Source organism: Chryseobacterium daeguense DSM 19388, from assembly GCF_000430825.1.
GTDB lineage: Bacteria > Bacteroidota > Bacteroidia > Flavobacteriales > Weeksellaceae > Chryseobacterium > Chryseobacterium daeguense.
In genome coordinates, this window is the sequence record NZ_AUMT01000008.1 from 26,541 (window position 1) to 42,711 (window position 16,171).

13 protein-coding genes and 3 tRNA genes are annotated in these 16,171 nt (G+C 35.4%); 4 read left to right on the top strand and 12 right to left on the bottom strand.

What is annotated here, in order from left to right; genetic code table 11:
- The first annotated feature begins 140 nt into the window (after positions 1-140).
- On the top strand, positions 141-1,562 hold the full coding sequence (locus tag H560_RS0110485) for a tetratricopeptide repeat protein (protein WP_027380003.1): 1,422 nt from the start codon (positions 141-143) through the stop codon (positions 1,560-1,562).
- Positions 1,563-2,320: 758 nt separating this feature from the next.
- Here the strand turns inward: H560_RS0110485 and H560_RS0110490 are convergent.
- From H560_RS0110490 to H560_RS0110525, 8 genes are all read right to left on the bottom strand, one after another.
- Positions 2,321-3,355 (bottom strand): NAD(P)/FAD-dependent oxidoreductase, encoded by a 1,035-nt coding sequence (locus H560_RS0110490; protein WP_027380004.1) that lies wholly within the window; start codon positions 3,353-3,355, stop codon positions 2,321-2,323.
- Positions 3,356-3,410: 55 nt separating this feature from the next.
- Positions 3,411-4,349, bottom strand: coding sequence for a type IX secretion system ring subunit PorN/GldN (gene porN / locus H560_RS0110495; protein WP_027380005.1), 939 nt, complete (start codon positions 4,347-4,349; stop codon positions 3,411-3,413).
- A 14-nt stretch (positions 4,350-4,363) separates the two neighbouring features.
- A complete protein-coding gene (gene porM / locus H560_RS0110500) occupies positions 4,364-5,956 on the bottom strand; it encodes a type IX secretion system motor protein PorM/GldM (protein ID WP_027380006.1) in 1,593 nt (530 codons plus the stop codon).
- 53 nt (positions 5,957-6,009) lie between these two features.
- A complete protein-coding gene (gene porL / locus H560_RS0110505) occupies positions 6,010-6,699 on the bottom strand; it encodes a type IX secretion system motor protein PorL/GldL (protein ID WP_027380007.1) in 690 nt (229 codons plus the stop codon).
- Between the two features lie 52 nt (positions 6,700-6,751).
- A complete protein-coding gene (porK, locus tag H560_RS0110510) occupies positions 6,752-8,170 on the bottom strand; it encodes a T9SS ring complex lipoprotein PorK/GldK (RefSeq protein ID WP_027380008.1) in 1,419 nt (472 codons plus the stop codon).
- A 108-nt stretch (positions 8,171-8,278) separates the two neighbouring features.
- On the bottom strand, positions 8,279-10,132 hold the full coding sequence (gene glmS, locus H560_RS0110515; RefSeq protein WP_027380009.1) for a glutamine--fructose-6-phosphate transaminase (isomerizing): 1,854 nt from the start codon (positions 10,130-10,132) through the stop codon (positions 8,279-8,281).
- Positions 10,133-10,166: 34 nt separating this feature from the next.
- Entirely contained in the window at positions 10,167-11,741 is a 1,575-nt protein-coding gene (locus H560_RS0110520; protein ID WP_027380010.1) for a DUF4270 domain-containing protein, read from the bottom strand.
- Between the two features lie 14 nt (positions 11,742-11,755).
- Positions 11,756-12,526 (bottom strand): glycogen/starch synthase, encoded by a 771-nt coding sequence (locus tag H560_RS0110525; RefSeq protein ID WP_027380011.1) that lies wholly within the window; start codon positions 12,524-12,526, stop codon positions 11,756-11,758.
- A 181-nt stretch (positions 12,527-12,707) separates the two neighbouring features.
- Here H560_RS0110525 and panC point away from each other — a divergent pair, with 181 nt between their 5' ends.
- Entirely contained in the window at positions 12,708-13,556 is an 849-nt protein-coding gene (panC, locus tag H560_RS0110530; protein WP_027380012.1) for a pantoate--beta-alanine ligase, read from the top strand.
- A 367-nt stretch (positions 13,557-13,923) separates the two neighbouring features.
- Here the strand turns inward: panC and H560_RS0110535 are convergent.
- The 3 genes from H560_RS0110535 to H560_RS0110545 form a co-directional block, all read right to left on the bottom strand.
- Positions 13,924-13,996 (bottom strand) — tRNA-Lys (locus H560_RS0110535).
- Between the two features lie 74 nt (positions 13,997-14,070).
- A tRNA-Leu gene (locus H560_RS0110540) sits at positions 14,071-14,153 on the bottom strand.
- Positions 14,154-14,189: 36 nt separating this feature from the next.
- Positions 14,190-14,262: transfer RNA gene (locus H560_RS0110545), tRNA-Lys, on the bottom strand.
- Between the two features lie 115 nt (positions 14,263-14,377).
- Here H560_RS0110545 and H560_RS0110550 point away from each other — a divergent pair.
- Positions 14,378-14,893, top strand: a complete 516-nt coding sequence (locus H560_RS0110550) for a shikimate kinase (protein WP_027380013.1) — start codon at positions 14,378-14,380, stop codon at positions 14,891-14,893.
- 19 nt (positions 14,894-14,912) lie between these two features.
- Here H560_RS0110550 and H560_RS0110555 read toward each other — a convergent pair whose 3' ends face one another.
- The gene (locus tag H560_RS0110555) at positions 14,913-15,350 is read right to left on the bottom strand and encodes an RNA-binding S4 domain-containing protein (protein ID WP_027380014.1); all 438 of its coding nucleotides are present in this window, start codon (positions 15,348-15,350) and stop codon (positions 14,913-14,915) included.
- Positions 15,351-15,407: 57 nt separating this feature from the next.
- Between H560_RS0110555 and H560_RS0110560 the strand changes: the two genes are divergently transcribed.
- Entirely contained in the window at positions 15,408-16,166 is a 759-nt protein-coding gene (locus H560_RS0110560) for a hypothetical protein (protein ID WP_027380015.1), read from the top strand.
- Positions 16,167-16,171: the final 5 nt, after the last annotated feature.

Consider the following 16,171-nt stretch of genomic DNA (forward strand, 5'->3'; position numbering starts at 1 on the left):
AACCGTAAATTTAAATAACTGATAATCAAAAATATAATCTCCAATTGTAGTATAATTTGTATTAAGAATAAGTACATAATAAGAATTTTTTATAACAATAAACACTTTATGATTTAATTTTGTACGTTAAAACATGAATTATGTTCCCAAGTTTTTATTTCAAAAAGACATTCTATTCATTATTTTTATTTCTGAGCATTTCCCTACCGGCACAAGACTATACTGTAGATGAACTTGACAGCCTTACAGAGCACTACAGAATCAATGGTGATATTAATAAAAGTATAATCCTTAATAGAGAAGCAATTGCTCATTATGAGAGGAAAAAGAACACAGAAGGGGCAATTGGTTCATATATTAATCTAGGAGGACTTCTCTGGTATCTGCATCAGTATAAGGAAAGCTTATATTATTTAGAAAAAGCTGAAGACCAACTCATTAAAACAAAAAACCCTTTTCTAATCGCCAAACTTCATGGAGAGTATGGTAGAAACTATGCCTCTTTAGGTCTCATCAGCCAGTCGACAGAGCATTTAAACAAAGCAATTTTCTATACAAAAAAAATTAAAAATGAGAAACAAAGAGAAAAATTACTCTATTATCATTATACCTGGAAGCTAAATAATTTTGAGGAACTTCATATCGTAGATTCTGTAAACAGCGTGCAGAGGAAAAGAATGGAGCTAACGGCACAGCCCCTCACATTTGTTCATATTGCCGAAAAACTTATGAAAAATAAGGAATTGGATTCTGCAGAAAGTTACCTTAATAAAGCCTTGGAAATTTCCGGAGACTACAGCCTTTATCAAAAATCAATGACACTGCTGGCTTTCGGAAAATTATATGTTGAGAAAAAACAGTATGAAAAGGCATTGGAATATTATTTTCAGTCGTTAGAGATTTCAAAGAAAATTTCCAGGAAAAATGATATTACAAATGCTTATAAAGCAATTTCGGACACGTACAAACTCATGAATGACCATGAAAAAAAGAATGAATATCTCGAAAAATATTCCGATTCTAAAGACAGCATTGATGAATCTGAAAGAGAAGCATTAAGAATTCCTGTTGATAAAATCATTAACAACGAAACCAAAAAAGAAAAAAAAGAAAGAATCCAGGCTTACATAATTATAGCTGCTACTCTGCTGCTTTCAGCTATTATTCTAATTATTCTTACAAAAAGACATACCAGAAGACAAAAGGAAACCGAAGAAATCATCATTGAAACCCTTCATGAAACAGATGAGCTTAAAAGTAAGTTAAACAACACCGCATTTGATGAATTATCTAAGCTTGCCAGCACCAACGATCCTTTTTTCCTTACCCGTTTCAAAGAGGTTTATCCTGAGTTTTATGAAACACTTACGTCCAGATATCCACATCTCACAGTGACAGATATTAGGTTTTCGGCTTTCCTCCGATTAAATCTTACTACGAAAACGATTGCCCAATATAAAAATGTCTCCATCCGTACTATTGAGTCCAGAAAATATAGGCTGAGAAAAAAATTAAACCTTTCATCCGATGTCGACCTTAACAAATGGATGATGGAACTTTAATAATTATAAAAAGTTACAATTTTATAATCCTTTAATTATTTTTAAAGGATTTTTTTATACCTGATAAATAAATTCCTAAAATTTTTATTTATTACTTCTACTTCAATTGCACTGCATGTAAACTTACAATTATTTGATTATCAATAAATTAAATAAACTCAGTAGCAATGCAGTAACGGATTTCTCGTGGAAACACTATACATTTGTCTCATCATTCTCAAGTTAGTATTAATAAAACACAAATTTGTTCCCTAATAAGGATTTCTCAAAATAGTGGGTGAAGAGCCGCTAGCAAATTGCTCACTATTTTTTTAAAACAAGAGAATGCTGAATAAGGCTAAATTTAAAACATAATAAGGTTATTTTAAGGTTTACTTTTAATTATTAATAATTTACAAAATTAATTAGAGTGAAGTGGAAGTAGGAAAGCAAATATTTTAATGTAAGACTCATCCCGTTTGTATTAGGTATTTGCTTCCTCTTTTTTTAAAATGAAAAAAAGTTTGTTCATATAAGGGTAGAAGTAGCGTTGCAATGCAATGTTTATACAGCTCGCTACTTCTTTTTAAAAATAGAATAATTGTCGTTTGACAACTCATATTCCGATTAGTTTTATAATTTACTTACTACATGTTGTTTTTTTTGAAGTTTGTTTCAGTAAGTAAATTCAAAGTAGGAACGTAAATACTTTAGAAAGAGACTCATCCCGCTCTTATAAAGGTTTACTTCCTGCTTTTCTTTTATAGTTTAGCTGAAATTTATTTAAATCTGGTCAAAGAAACTTCCTCATGTAAAGCAATATCATTTTCTATGAAATCATATAAGCTTTTAGAAAAGTAACAGCCGTTTAGAATTCCCCGAGCCCCAAGTCCATTAAAAACATATAAATTTCCGTGTTCAGGATGTCTTCCTATGATTGGTCTTCTGTCTTTTACCGTTGGTCGGAACCCGAAATTAACTTCTTTTACTTCAAAATCATAAGGATAAAACTCAGACAATCCTTTTACCAGCTGCTCTACGGCAGAATCGTCAATATGCTGATGAAGCTGTTCCCTGTCATACGTTCCTCCATAGAAATACAATTCCTCATTGGTTGGGAATAAAAAATGTTTCTTTTTAATAGTGATATTTTCAGGAATTGGTTTGGAAAGCTTTACTTTAATATGATGCCCCTTATTCGGAACAACTGCAATCTCTGAGAAGTAGGGATTATTTTTCACTCCCATTCCTTCACAGAATATAATATTATTAAATTTCAAATTCCTGTAGGTGGATTGGGAAAGATCAATTTGATCATAATCAAATTTTTCTTTTATTATTTGGGATTTTTTTTCTAAAAAATTAAATAAACCGGTAAAAAATCCATTAACATCGAGTCTGGCAGATTGATTTACCTTTCCAGAATTAAAGTCGTTTTTTACAACCTCTAAATGATCGAATTTTTTGTCTAAAAAATGAACATGCTCATTATTTTCTGATTTTTTAATCCAAAGCTTCTGTTCATTTTCATCATGGAAAATCCTTCGAATAGATGCATGGATTAAATAATTTTTTCCAGTATATGATTCTATTTCCTGTAAGGTTTCTTTAAGAAAATCTATCTGCTCCTGGGCCTTCCAGAAAGTCGTAAATTTTTTCAGCACCACCGGATTGATAATTCCCGCAGAAACTTGTGAAGCGCTTTTTCTGCCCTCTGAAAAGACAATAAAAGACTTGTTATTCTTTACAAGCTGATGCGCAAAAAATAAAGCTGCATATCCATCTCCTACAATAATATAATCTACATTTTCCATAATAAAAAAACCTGAGTAAAAATACTCAGGTTTTGTATAACTATCAAGTGAAATTTTAGTAATTCCACATATCATTTTCCATTTGAAGGATTTGCCCTTTGATTCTGTCGCTTTCTTCAAGCTGCTCATCAGCATCTCTAGGAATGTAGTCTTTAATGACTCCATCACCAAGACCTGTTGAAGATTTGAAGATTACAGAAGAGAATCTTCTTGCGTTGATCAAATCATCGAAAGATAAATCTGCAGATGTATTTTTTCTGTTGAAAACAAAGTTATTAGCTAAAATATCTCTTGCATTCGGGTAATACACCCAGAAAAGATCGATCAAATCATTTGCTTCTTCGATAGGCTGCCCATCAGGACCTACTCTACCAATCATCTGAGGATCCGGCCCCATTGCAGCAATACCCAAAGGTCTGTACTTCATAGCACCGTCTCTCTTGTCGATGAACCACATACCGAATACTTTAATAACTCTTACTTTATCAGTAGTTGTTTCATAAACGTCGGTAAGCTCTTTTTTCTCCTGCTCAGTCAACTGACGTCCGCTGTTCAGGATATTTACAGCCTCATCATCTACACGTACACTTACCAATCTGTCTTTGATCTGTTGAGGTGTAAGTCTTATAGAGAAGTTCTCATCGTCATAAACTTCCTTGATTTCTCCGCTTAATGCACCATCAAGTAAAAGTTTATATAATGATTTTGTTTCTGATGATAATAATCCATCAGGATTATTGTAGTAGAAAGGCTGATTGATCTTATCGTTCATATCAATCACTTCCCAAACAAACATGCTTTTAAGGATATCTTTTTCATCTACAAATCCGTATTCCAAAGGCTTTACTTTTTTGTCGATCACAGTATCTCCTACTTTCATTTTGTTCTCAGCTCTCATTTTTCTAAACTCTTCCGGAGAAGAAGCGTTCAGGATAGTCTGGGAAAACATGAATCCCGAAACTAATACTAAAAAACTGCTAATATATTTTTTCATAATGTTCTATTAGTTTATTGGATATTAATTAATACTGGTGAAATATTTCCAATTCTCTGATCACCTAAACCAGTAGCCGTAGCTTTGATTTCAAAAATATAAACACCGTCTCCTGGCCTTAAGTTCTTGAATAAACCAGCTGCCCCATTTAGTGAGTTACCCTGAACCTGTAATGCTGCTCTACCTGGCACTCTTACCATGAACGAAGTCACGTTAAATGATACCGGGAAGTCAAAGTCTGGAATAACTGCTTGTAACTGCTGATTTTCAACTGATGTTGCAGGCATTGTTAAACTATTTTTACCTCTGATCTGACCTTGTGGTGGAGGTACATTTTTAATTCTGTACTCAAATACCTGAGATAAAGCTTTACCATAAGGATCTGTACCAGATAAAGTAATCTTCAATACATTTCCTGCACCTGGTCTTACATCCCACTTACCTGGACCTGTGCTCTTAACAGCAGCTCCCGGAGCAGATAATGAAAGTTTAGAGTTATCAGCACCTAAGATAGAACCGGTAACCGGGTTATCAAGACCTCTGTACATTACATTCATCTTATCAGCAGAAAGTAATAAACCTTTTTGAAGTTTAACTTCCTGAGGACCAGCTATTACATTATAAGTATGTGTGAACGGATAACTTGTCACTTTACCAGTTGCATCAGCTAGAGAAATGTTACCACTTAAAGTGTGAGGACCGATTGCACTTGTATTAAGTGAAGCGAAACCTTTACCATTTTCCTGTCTGTTAACTCCTGACATTACTATCTTATTGCTATTAGAATAGTTTCCTAACATAATAACAGCTTCAGCAGGCTTACCTGCAACTACATCTACCGGAGCAGAAACAATTGCCTCATAACTTGAGAACTTGATACTAGCATCTACTTTTTCCTGTAACATTAATGCCAGGGCATCAGATTGTACATTTCTCGCATCATTCTGGATAATCTCTAAATTTGAGATCGCAGCAATTAGCGGCTGGTGGTAGAATTTATTCTGGAACCATGTCTTTTCGTTTGGAGATTTTCCTTTTGGATATTCAGCAATTAAAGATTTATTAGCTCTTTCCACTAAATCTTTTAACTGAGGATTGTTTCCAAAAGTTGTATTAATATAATTTCTTACATCATCAATTCTCGCTTTCAGATCTGTAGCTCCTTTTGAAGGTGTATTTTCATCACCTTCTCTGAAGAAATATTCTGTAGTAGCTTCATTGTTATTTAATGCCGCGAAGTTTTCACTTACATCAACATCTTTTCCTGTTTTAGGATCTTTATCATGAAACTCAGAATTCTTTTTTAATAAAACTTTGATTTTTTCCGCATCGCTTACCAGCAAGTTGATTTTATCTCTTAAAGTTTTATACTGCTCCCAAGGCTGCGCATAAGTATCCGGAACCTGCTGAGCTTTTGCTTCAAGAGTTTTTTCAAAAATCTTTTCGTTTTTCTTCTCAGTTAAAGATCTGGTTTCATTAAGAGCCTTTGTAGAGTCATAATATGATCTGATGATTTCTGCATCAATGTTGAGGGCCATCATCGCGATGAACACCAAATACATCAGGTTGATCATCTTCTGACGAGGGGTCTGTTTTCCTTGTGCCATTCTCTTTTCTTTGTTTTTTAATTAAGTAGTTAAATTTAGAAATGGTTTGGAAATTAAGACTTCATAGCAGTTAACATACCGCCGTAAACTCTGTTTAAATTGTTTAAGTTTGAAGTTAAACCTTGTAGCTCCTGATTGAATTTTTCTGATTGCTCAGCAGACTTTTGCATATCTGCCACATATTTGTTAGCAAATTCTGATTGTCTTTTACCGCTTTCCAACTGCATTGCATATAAAGCATTCATGCTTTCCATGTGCTGAGCAGCTTTGTTTAATTGCTCATTATATTTGTGAGTAGAAGCTGAAACGTCAACAGTCTGGTTGATTTGGTCAACTGAACTAGAGAATTTGTCGATACCAGTTCTCAATCTTTCGAATAATTGAACATCTAATTTAGCATCCTGAAGCATTTTGTCCAATTTAGTTGAAAGAGAATTTTCCAATTCAGCAAACTGAGCAGCGTTACTTTTAGCTATATTAGAATGTAGTGGGTTTGGGTTAGCGTGCTTATCTAATAATTCCGGATAAACATTTTCCCAAGCATAAGACTCTTCAGATTTTGGCGGGTCGAAAGCGAAAATGATGAAGATAATCGCTTCTGTGATAAGTCCCACTGTAAGAGCCATGTTACCGTTGATAGGTCCCAGAGTAATGTGAGTAATTTTAAGCCAAGCTCCAAGAATTACAATTGCAGCACCGAATGAATAAAAGAAATTCATCCAAGCATCTTTAGTCTTAAACATATAAGTTAGTTTTTTTAATGTTATAAATTGTTATGAAAAATAATGGTTGAAATTATCTGTTAACTCTTCTTGGTTTAACAGCTGCTTCAGGGATATCCTGTACAGTTCTAAATCCGATGTAGCTTCTAGCTGAGTCTTTTCTTTCCCAGTCTCTAGCACCAGTCATCAACATATATCCTACGTCTTTCCAAGAACCTCCTCTTACAGACTTTCTTGTATCCGTCTTATCCTTGATAGAAGGATTTAAAGTAGATGCAAATCCGTAAGTAGAATTATTGTATCCAGATTCTGTCCATTCAGAAACGTTTCCAGCCATGTCAAATAACCCAAATCCATTTTTCTTAAACTTCTTAATTGGAGCTGTATATGTATAAGTACCTTTCTTGTCGTCTTCCATATAGTTACCTCTTTTTGGTTTGAAGTTTGCCAGGTAGCAACCTCTGTCATCCATTAAATATGGACCACCCCAAGGGTAGGTAGCGTTTTGCATTCCGCCTCTTGCAGCATATTCCCATTCGATTTCCGTAGGAAGTCTGAACTGCAATGGCCTTTGTTTTCTTCTTTTTAAGCTTTCGTTGTAATCAGATTTTAATTTTGATCTGAAGTTACAGTAAGCTCTGGCCTGATCCCAGGTAACTCCTACTACAGGATAATCCTTGTAAGCCTTGTGCCAGAAATACTGCTCGAACAATGGCTCGTTATAAGCAAAATGGAAATCTTTTACCCATACAGTGGTATCAGGATAGATAGCAATACTTTCGCTTCTAAGGTAGTTTACACCTCTTTCTTTTTCAGCTAAAGCAGCATCCATATCTCCCCATCTGTATGTATATTTAAGTTTACTAACATCAAGGATTCTTTCATTAGAAATTCTGGAAGAAGCCGGTAAATACATTGATTCTAAAACCTCAGCGTATTCTACGTCCGGGTATTTAGTAGTATTCCAATGCAATGGAACTTTCCAGTCTAATTTTTTGGTAGGATCAAAGCTGTCATCTTCTCTTCCTCCCTGTCCTTCTAAATATTCCTGATATGGTGTTAAATTCTCTTCTTTTTGAGCAAGGTATGCATAATCTCCGATGCTTGTCCCTCTACCTTTACCTTCACCACCTTCTCCGGCAGCTTCAGCAAGAAGAGTTCTTGCAATAGAATCTCTTACATAGTTAATGAACACCCTGTATTCTGCATTAGTAGTTTCCGCTTCATCCATGAAGAAAGAAGAAACAGTAACTGTTTTAAGGTTTGCTTTCTCAGGAGTATTGGTAGGATCCTGATCTGCAAGACCAGCTACGAACGATCCCGCAGGAATGGCAACCATTCCGTATGGTCTTTCCGCAACAAATGATTTTGTTTTTTCTCTTGGTATCAATTCTCCTTTTGTTCCCGGTTTACCCACTGAAGAGGCTCCCCCACCTGAACAAGATACCGATGCTACCGACGCAGACAATAATAAAAGAAATATCCTTTTCATGTTAATTTTTATAATTAAGCCGTAAATATATAATTTTTTTAAGAAACTTTTAAGATTTTTTTTGAAATAACGGAAGAAATCTAAATTTATTTTATTTACAACAAATTTTTATTCCACCGTTACAGATTTCGCAAGGTTTCTCGGCTGATCTACATTAGCCCCTCTATATACAGCAATATAGTACGCTAACAGCTGCAAAGGCACTGATGCAACGATCGGAGAGAAACACTCTGACGTTTCAGGAATTTCGATAACATAATCTGCCATCGCGCTTACCTGAGTATCTCCATTATTTACAACAGCAATAATTTTCCCTTTTCTAGCCTTAATTTCCTGAACATTACTTACAATCTTATCATAATGTCCTTTTTTCGGAGCTATGATAACAATAGGCATGTTTTCGTCAATTAACGCAATAGGACCGTGCTTCATTTCTGCAGCAGGGTAACCCTCAGCATGAATATAAGAGATTTCTTTTAATTTTAAAGCACCTTCCAGTGCTGCAGGATAATTATATCCTCTTCCCAGATAAAGGAAATTAGTAGCGCTCACGAAGTCTTTTGCAATATTCTGAACAAGATCGTGTGTGCTGCTTAGAACATCTTCTATTTTTTTAGGAATAGCATCAAGCTCAGCAATAAGCCTCATGAAATCTGCATTTCCTAAGTTCCCGTTATGTTTACCTAATTTAAAGGCAATTAGTGTAAGAATCGTAAGCTGTGCAGTAAATGCTTTTGTAGAAGCCACCCCGATTTCAGGTCCTGCGTGAGTATAAGATCCCGCGTCTGTAATTCTGGCGATAGATGAATCTACAACGTTACAGATACCATAGATAAATGCTCCTTTTTCTTTAGCCAGTTTTAAAGCAGCCATTGTATCAGCTGTTTCTCCTGATTGAGAAATTGCTATCACAACGTCTTTATCCGTGATAATAGGGTTCCTGTATCGGAATTCTGATGCGTATTCTACTTCAACTGGTATTCTTGCATATTCTTCGATAAGATATTCCCCTATAAGACCGGCATGCCATGAAGTTCCGCAGGCAATGATGATGATTCTGTTCGCATTTTTGAATTTTTCGATATGATCCCAGATTCCTGCCATTTTGATTACCCCTTCATCTACTAGTAATCTACCTCTCATCGTATCATGAACTGATTTTGGCTGTTCGAAAATTTCTTTAAGCATAAAATGTTCGTAGCCTCCTTTTTCAATCTGTTCCAAACTCAACTTCAGCTCCTGAATTTCAGGCTCAATTTTAGAGTTATCATTAATTGTTCTGATGTCTACCCCGGTTTCCAATGAAATAGTCGCCATGTGTCCTTCTTCAAGGTAGATGGCTTCCTTTGTAAATTCTACGAAAGGAGATGCATCAGATGCAATGAAATATTCTTTTTCTCCGATTCCGATTGCTAAAGGAGATCCCAATCTTCCCACAACCAAAACTCCCGGATAATCTTCATGCATCACTGTAATAGCGTATGCTCCGTAAACTTCATTTAAAGCGTATCTTACGGCAGTCGGAAAATCTGTCTCAGCGTTCAGATCCATGAAATATTGGATAAGATTTACCAATACTTCAGTATCAGTTTCGGATTTAAAGGTAAATTCTTTTTCTGTAAGCATTGTTTTAATCGTATCATAGTTTTCAATAATACCATTATGAACAAGCCCTATTTTATTATTATTAGACAAATGCGGGTGAGAGTTTCTGTCACTCGGCACCCCGTGAGTTGCCCAACGTGTGTGTCCCATCCCGATTTTAGCCGTTCCTTTCAGCTGACCTGAGATATTAACAAGGTCATCAACCTTACCTTTTGTTTTTTCAACCTCAAACTTATTGTTAGTGCTTTCCAGAACAATTCCGGCACTATCATATCCCCTGTATTCCAGTCTTCTAAGACCATTAATTACTACATCGTAAGCATCTTGAAAACCTGTATATCCTACAATTCCGCACATATTATATTAAGTATTAAGTGTTTTAGTTCTAAATTTATTTTGTACCATAAATAACTTTTAGTTGTACCCTGTTTGCATTTCCTGCTTCTGTTCCCACAAATACAGCTCTGCTTGTGTTGTATGGTGTGGAAGTAAACTTATATCCTGCCAAAGTACCATCTGTATTGCTTAAGAAAGCCCCCATATCAATTCTGAAATATATTGTAGATTTTTTAACAGGTTCATAATCTGCCTTTTCTACAAGATCTTTTACAGACTTTGTAACCACGAACTCATAATATGATGGATTTTTATCCAAATCATACGCTTTATAAATGGAATATCCCGGAACTCCTGCTAAGTTTAATACATCATCTGTAAAATTTGTTACAGTTTTATTTGGGTCTGTTGCTTTACCATCTTTATATTTCTGTAAGAAAGTAAATACTGTGGGTTTTGCATAATTATTACTCCACGCAGTCTTATCTGTATAAATTCTGATTTTCGCACTGATGATACCGGCCTTATTATTTTGGTAAAGCTGTTTTAGCTCATTAATTGTCTCATCTTTAAGCTTAACACCAATTGAAGGACCTCCCATTCCTTGTAAAAAGAGCTTTGGAGCACCATTATTTTGGTCACCAATGGTAGCGGTTGACCACGCAGACCCCGCTCTGTTATATTCATATTGTCCGATATGTGCATTCCCGGCACCTAAAACAAATGAATATGTAGTTTGCGGTCTTGTTGTAGTACCATTTTCTGTCTTATCATATTTATAGTACATGATCAGCTCCATATCGTTTGGATTAAACTGGAACAAATATCCGTCTTCCTCATCCACAGAAATTCTAAGTCCTTTAAAATATCTGATAAAGTTGGATGCATCCTGAAGCTCAGGCTGGTCTTTTTTAGCAATAATTTTTGACTGGAAAAAGTCTTTATCAAGCTTAATTCTGATTCCCGGAGCTGATGTAGAAAACAATGAGCTTCCGTCTGAATCTTTCGTTATGGTATGAGAAGTAATATTTCCTTTAAATTCTTTAGAACCTAAAACGGTAGGATCATAAGCAAAAGTCTGATTAGATTTTACTGTATCCGAAGCACCTTTCAGGAATTCCGTTACTTCACGTACTTTTATGTTAAATGTTTTTTTAGCCTTACCATATTTTAGAACAGGATAAGAGTTCACTACTTTTTTGGCGTCTACATTTCCGTCAACCCCTGCAAATACAAAGCTCTCATCGGTAGTAGTAGTTACAGAATCCTGAGCATACGTAGGCTTCACTACCAATACTACAGAATCTACTGCTGCATTTGTTCCAAAATCAGGATCATAAGTGGATAATCTTAGCTGAGTAAGGTAAGATGCTCTCTGCATCCCGAACTGCGGCTCATTAAAGGCACCCAGCACGGCAACACCCAATTTGGAAGCATCACTTCTGATACTGTCATTATTATCAATATTAAAGGCAGTCACTTCAAAAGACTTTTCATTACCCTGCGCAGCTCCGTCCAGAAATAACTGCTCACCTAAAGAATCTGCATCCGGCTCACAATTATAAAGCACTGCACTTCCAAAAACCACCAGAGAAAATACGGTGATCGCTTTTTTAATAGTATGGATCATTAAAATGTGTTTTTTTAATAAAGTTGATTTATAGAATCTACGGTAAGATAATCTGATTTCGGAGTTGCAGTCTCGTTGAAGACCTTATCCAGGTCCTCATCCAGGAATTCATCTCCTTTTACCACCATATCTACGTAGTTCATGCTTTCGATTACAAAAGTTTTAACACTAGGATTATCTAACGCTTTTAACCCTGAAATATTATCAAACTTCAGTTTTTCATCAATATTTGAAGCTAACGCCGCATCCTTTTCATTATATAGTGACAGGACGATTTTAGCGTCTTTAAAATAAGTATCAGATTCGTAATACGTTTTCAGATAAATCGGAACGAAAGAAGCCATCCACCCGTTAAGATGAATCACATCAGGAACCCAGTTCAGCTTCTTGATGGTTTCAATAACTCCTCTGGCAAAGAAAATCGCTCTCTCGTCGTTATCTTCGAAAGGATTTCCTTCATCATCCACGTAATATTGTTTTCTTTTGAAGTATTCTTCGTTGTCGATAAAGTAAACCTGAAGCCTTTCCCCCGGAAGCGACGCTACTTTAATAATAAGAGGCTGATCCAGATCATTAATAATAATATTCATTCCCGAAAGGCGGATCACCTCGTGTAGCTGGAATTTTCTTTCACTTATTTGTCCAAATCTTGGCATAAAAACTCTTACATCATTGCCTTCATTGTGCATCTTAAGTGCCATTTTGTTTACCACTGCAGCCATATTTGTATCTTCCTGATATGGATACATCTCTGTAGTAATGTACAGTATTTTTTGATTCGGCATAAATTTCTATCTAATTTTTGTAAAAATGCTTTAATGTGCAAAATTACAAAAAAACATCCAACATTATTTTAATTAACATTTTTTTACGATAATTCCCTTCGTAAAATTATTAAAACTGCTCCTTATCGTGTAATAATTATATGATATTTTTAGTATTTTTGAATTACTATTAAAATAAACTATGGAAGTTTTAAAAAGCAAAAAAATTCTTCAGGATTTCATTGAAAGACAGAAAGAAATGGGCAAAAAAATAGGTTTTGCACCTACCATGGGAGCCCTTCATAATGGCCATTTATCGCTTTATAAAGCAGCAAGAGACGAAAATGATTTAGTTATATCATCAATTTTTGTTAATCCTACCCAATTCAATAATCCGGAAGATCTTGAAAAATACCCCAGAGATATCAACAGAGATATATTAATTCTTGAAAACTCCGGTCTTGTGGATGCGGTCTACATTCCCGAGGTCATTGATATTTATCCGGAAAAGACTGAAAGCCAGCATTATGACTTCGATGGTCTTGAAAACGAAATGGAAGGAAAATCCAGGCCGGGCCATTTTGACGGTGTGGGTACCGTGGTGGAAGAGCTTTTTCATCAGGTAAAACCGGATAATGCTTATTTCGGTGAGAAAGATTTCCAGCAATTGGCCATTATTAAAAAAATGGTGGAAAAGAAAAAACTTTTAATCAATATAAAAGGAGTTCCCATTTACAGGGCAGAAAACGGATTAGCTTTAAGCTCAAGAAATCAGAGATTGCATGAAGACCGAAGAGAAGCGTCAAAAGTGATCTATGAAACGTTGAAAAAAGTCAATGAATGGTTCAGAGTTATTACAATTCCCGAGATTAAAGAAAGAGTTCAGGATATTTTTGACAATCAAAAAGGCATGCAGCTGGAATATTTCCTGATTGCAGATGAAGAAACACTAAAAGAAACAGATTTTTTTTATAAAGACAGGAATTTCAGAGCGTTTATTGTTGTTGTGGTGGATGGAGTGAGATTGATTGATAATATGCATTTGGATTAAAAACTGGAGTTGAGATTGAGGCTAAGATTAAGATTGAAATAAACTTGTCTTATATAAGGTATAATGCGTTGCTTTTTTGGAAGTGACGTTTTTTATTTAAATTTAATTCTCCCTGTTTTACTTTAACACCTGAGATCCTTCGACTTCGCTCAGGATGACATCGCTAATACTACCCGTAACAATGAGTGCTATGATTTACCAGTGTCATCCTGAGTGCGAAGCAGTCGAAGGATCTCACAAATTATCATAAAGAATCCCGGATCAGGAAAAGGATTACACAAAAAATCAAAGGCTTCCTGAAGGAAGCCTTTGAAACACCAAATCACAAAATATTAATATGAAAAAAATTTACTTTTCAGTAAACTTGTGACCCGGCTGGGATTCGAACCCAGGACCCATACATTAAAAGTGTATTGCTCTACCAGCTGAGCTACCGAGTCGGCCACAATTAATAACGATAGATATAAAATTAAATTTTAACCTCGAAACTAATTATTTCAATTTTTCTGCAGTGTGCCTGCGACTGGACTCGAACCAGCACATCCTTAGGAAACCACCCCCTCAAGATGGCGTGTCTACCAATTTCACCACGCAGGCAATTAAATTACAAAAAATCCAGTAATTTATTGCGAGTGACCCGGCTGGGATTCGAACCCAGGACCCATACATTAAAAGTGTATTGCTCTACCAGCTGAGCTACCGAGTCGGCCACTTTATTATCAAGTTTTCATTTGAATAATGTCCCTTGTTTTAAGTGGTGCAAAGATATAGCTTTTTTTTATTTCTCAAAACTTTTTCGCAAATTTGTTTAAAAAAAATTCATGATAATTTCACTGGTCGGATACATGGGAAGTGGCAAATCTCACATTTCCAAAATATTAAGCGAAAAACTCAATTTTAAATTAATTGACCTCGATAAAGAGATTTCTAAAAGAAATAAATTAACCATTCCTGAAATCTTCGAGAAAAGGGGAGAAATCTACTTTAGAAAGCTGGAAAGAGAGGCGTTGGAAGAGATTCTGGCAACGGAGGAAAATGTGGTATTAAGCCTGGGCGGCGGTACCCCGGTTTACTATAATAATATGGAAATTATTAATCATAATTCCAGGAGTGTTTTCCTGAGAGCATCCGTAGGTACTTTATCCGAAAGGCTCTTAAAACAGAAAGAAAAAAGACCGTTAATTGCTAACATTTCTGATGAAGAACTTCCTGAATTTATCGCCAAGCATTTATTTGAAAGAAATCAGTTTTACAACAAGGCAGAACTTAATGTAAATACAGACAACAGAGAACCGGAAAATATCGTTAGTGAGATAATAGAAAAGCTCTATCTCTAGAGCCTTATTATTTTCAAAATTAATCTTCGTCTTCAGAATCAGAATCTTTTTCACCAAAAAAATCGTCCCAGTCTGTAAAATCCGATGCGACATCATTTTCTACATAGTCGTCCATTTCACGCCTGTCTTTTTTAGTGGGCCTCCCTTCTCCTTTTATTCTGTAGTAATCCTGGGACATTTTGCGTATTTTCAGCAATTCATACTGCTCCTTATCGGTAACATCTTTTATATGAAGCGGAACCAGTTTTGCCCCGATTCTGCTTTTAGGAATCTGGATTACTTTTATTTTATAATCAATTTGATTTTTACGGATCTTAATAACATCCCCCTCCTTTACCTCTTTAGAAGACTTCACCACAGACTCGCCGATGGAAACTCTGTTCTTCTTAATTTCCTCAGTAGCAATGGTTCTGGTCTTATAAAAACGAATACTCCATAAAAATTTATCTATTCTCATAATTTTTTATACTTTTGTCGTTATATTATTTGTAAAGTAATTAAAGTTTTTTGAAAAATGAAAAAAATATTTTTATATATCCTGGCTGGATCTCTTTGTTTCACGGCATGTAAAAAGGATGATGATGAAGTGGCAACTTTTACAGAGCCGGAAGATATCGCAACAAGGAATTCTTATGACCAGCAGGCGATCAATAAGTTCATGGATGAAAATTATCTTGATACCCAGGGAAATATAAAAACATTTAGCTCTACAGATACTGCAGATGATAATTATAAAAAATTGTCCCAGCTGAATCCGGTAACGCTTCCTTCAGGGGTGATCTATATTGTAAGAGACGGCGCGCAGCCTAATCCGGGTAAAGCAATTGAACCGAACAGCCAGATCAAAACAATGATAAGAGCTACTTATTATCTTGCAACGGATACGGATGGCAATGTGGCATTCAGCCCTGCATATACAGGAACTCTTTTAAATACAATTAATGGTTCCGGTTCACCTGTAACGGATCCGATGTGGTATTATGTTAAAAAATCTTTCTTGACAAATGCTACTACGGATGCAGCAAAACAAAGAAGCTATTATGAAATCGAAGGTTTACAAGAAGGTTTGAAATATTTTAAATCTTTCGATAACAGGCCAGACGGTGATCCTTACAATCTTCAGGGGGTGATTATCGTTCCTTCAAAAGCTGCTTTTGCAAGGGATCTTCATTACAATTATATTGGTGTGAATCTTCAAAACAGATGTTTTGTTTTCAACTTCCAGCTTTATGATGCAGTAACAAGACCGACGAGTCAGGAAAAAAGTAAATAATAAAA

Excerpts from the sequence above, each read along its gene's own strand:
- H560_RS0110485 (WP_027380003.1), top strand. The coding sequence starts at position 141 with ATGTTCCCAAGTTTTTATTTCAAAAAGACATTCTATTCATTATTTTTA.
- H560_RS0110490 (WP_027380004.1), bottom strand. The coding sequence starts at position 3,355 with ATGGAAAATGTAGATTATATTATTGTAGGAGATGGATATGCAGCTTTA.
- porN (WP_027380005.1), bottom strand. The coding sequence starts at position 4,349 with ATGAAAAAATATATTAGCAGTTTTTTAGTATTAGTTTCGGGATTCATG.
- porM (WP_027380006.1), bottom strand. The coding sequence starts at position 5,956 with ATGGCACAAGGAAAACAGACCCCTCGTCAGAAGATGATCAACCTGATG.
- porL (WP_027380007.1), bottom strand. The coding sequence starts at position 6,699 with ATGTTTAAGACTAAAGATGCTTGGATGAATTTCTTTTATTCATTCGGT.
- porK (WP_027380008.1), bottom strand. The coding sequence starts at position 8,170 with ATGAAAAGGATATTTCTTTTATTATTGTCTGCGTCGGTAGCATCGGTA.
- glmS (WP_027380009.1), bottom strand. The coding sequence starts at position 10,132 with ATGTGCGGAATTGTAGGATATACAGGTTTTCAAGATGCTTACGATGTA.
- H560_RS0110520 (WP_027380010.1), bottom strand. The coding sequence starts at position 11,741 with ATGATCCATACTATTAAAAAAGCGATCACCGTATTTTCTCTGGTGGTT.
- H560_RS0110525 (WP_027380011.1), bottom strand. The coding sequence starts at position 12,526 with ATGCCGAATCAAAAAATACTGTACATTACTACAGAGATGTATCCATAT.
- panC (WP_027380012.1), top strand. The coding sequence starts at position 12,708 with ATGGAAGTTTTAAAAAGCAAAAAAATTCTTCAGGATTTCATTGAAAGA.
- H560_RS0110550 (WP_027380013.1), top strand. The coding sequence starts at position 14,378 with ATGATAATTTCACTGGTCGGATACATGGGAAGTGGCAAATCTCACATT.
- H560_RS0110555 (WP_027380014.1), bottom strand. The coding sequence starts at position 15,350 with ATGAGAATAGATAAATTTTTATGGAGTATTCGTTTTTATAAGACCAGA.
- H560_RS0110560 (WP_027380015.1), top strand. The coding sequence starts at position 15,408 with ATGAAAAAAATATTTTTATATATCCTGGCTGGATCTCTTTGTTTCACG.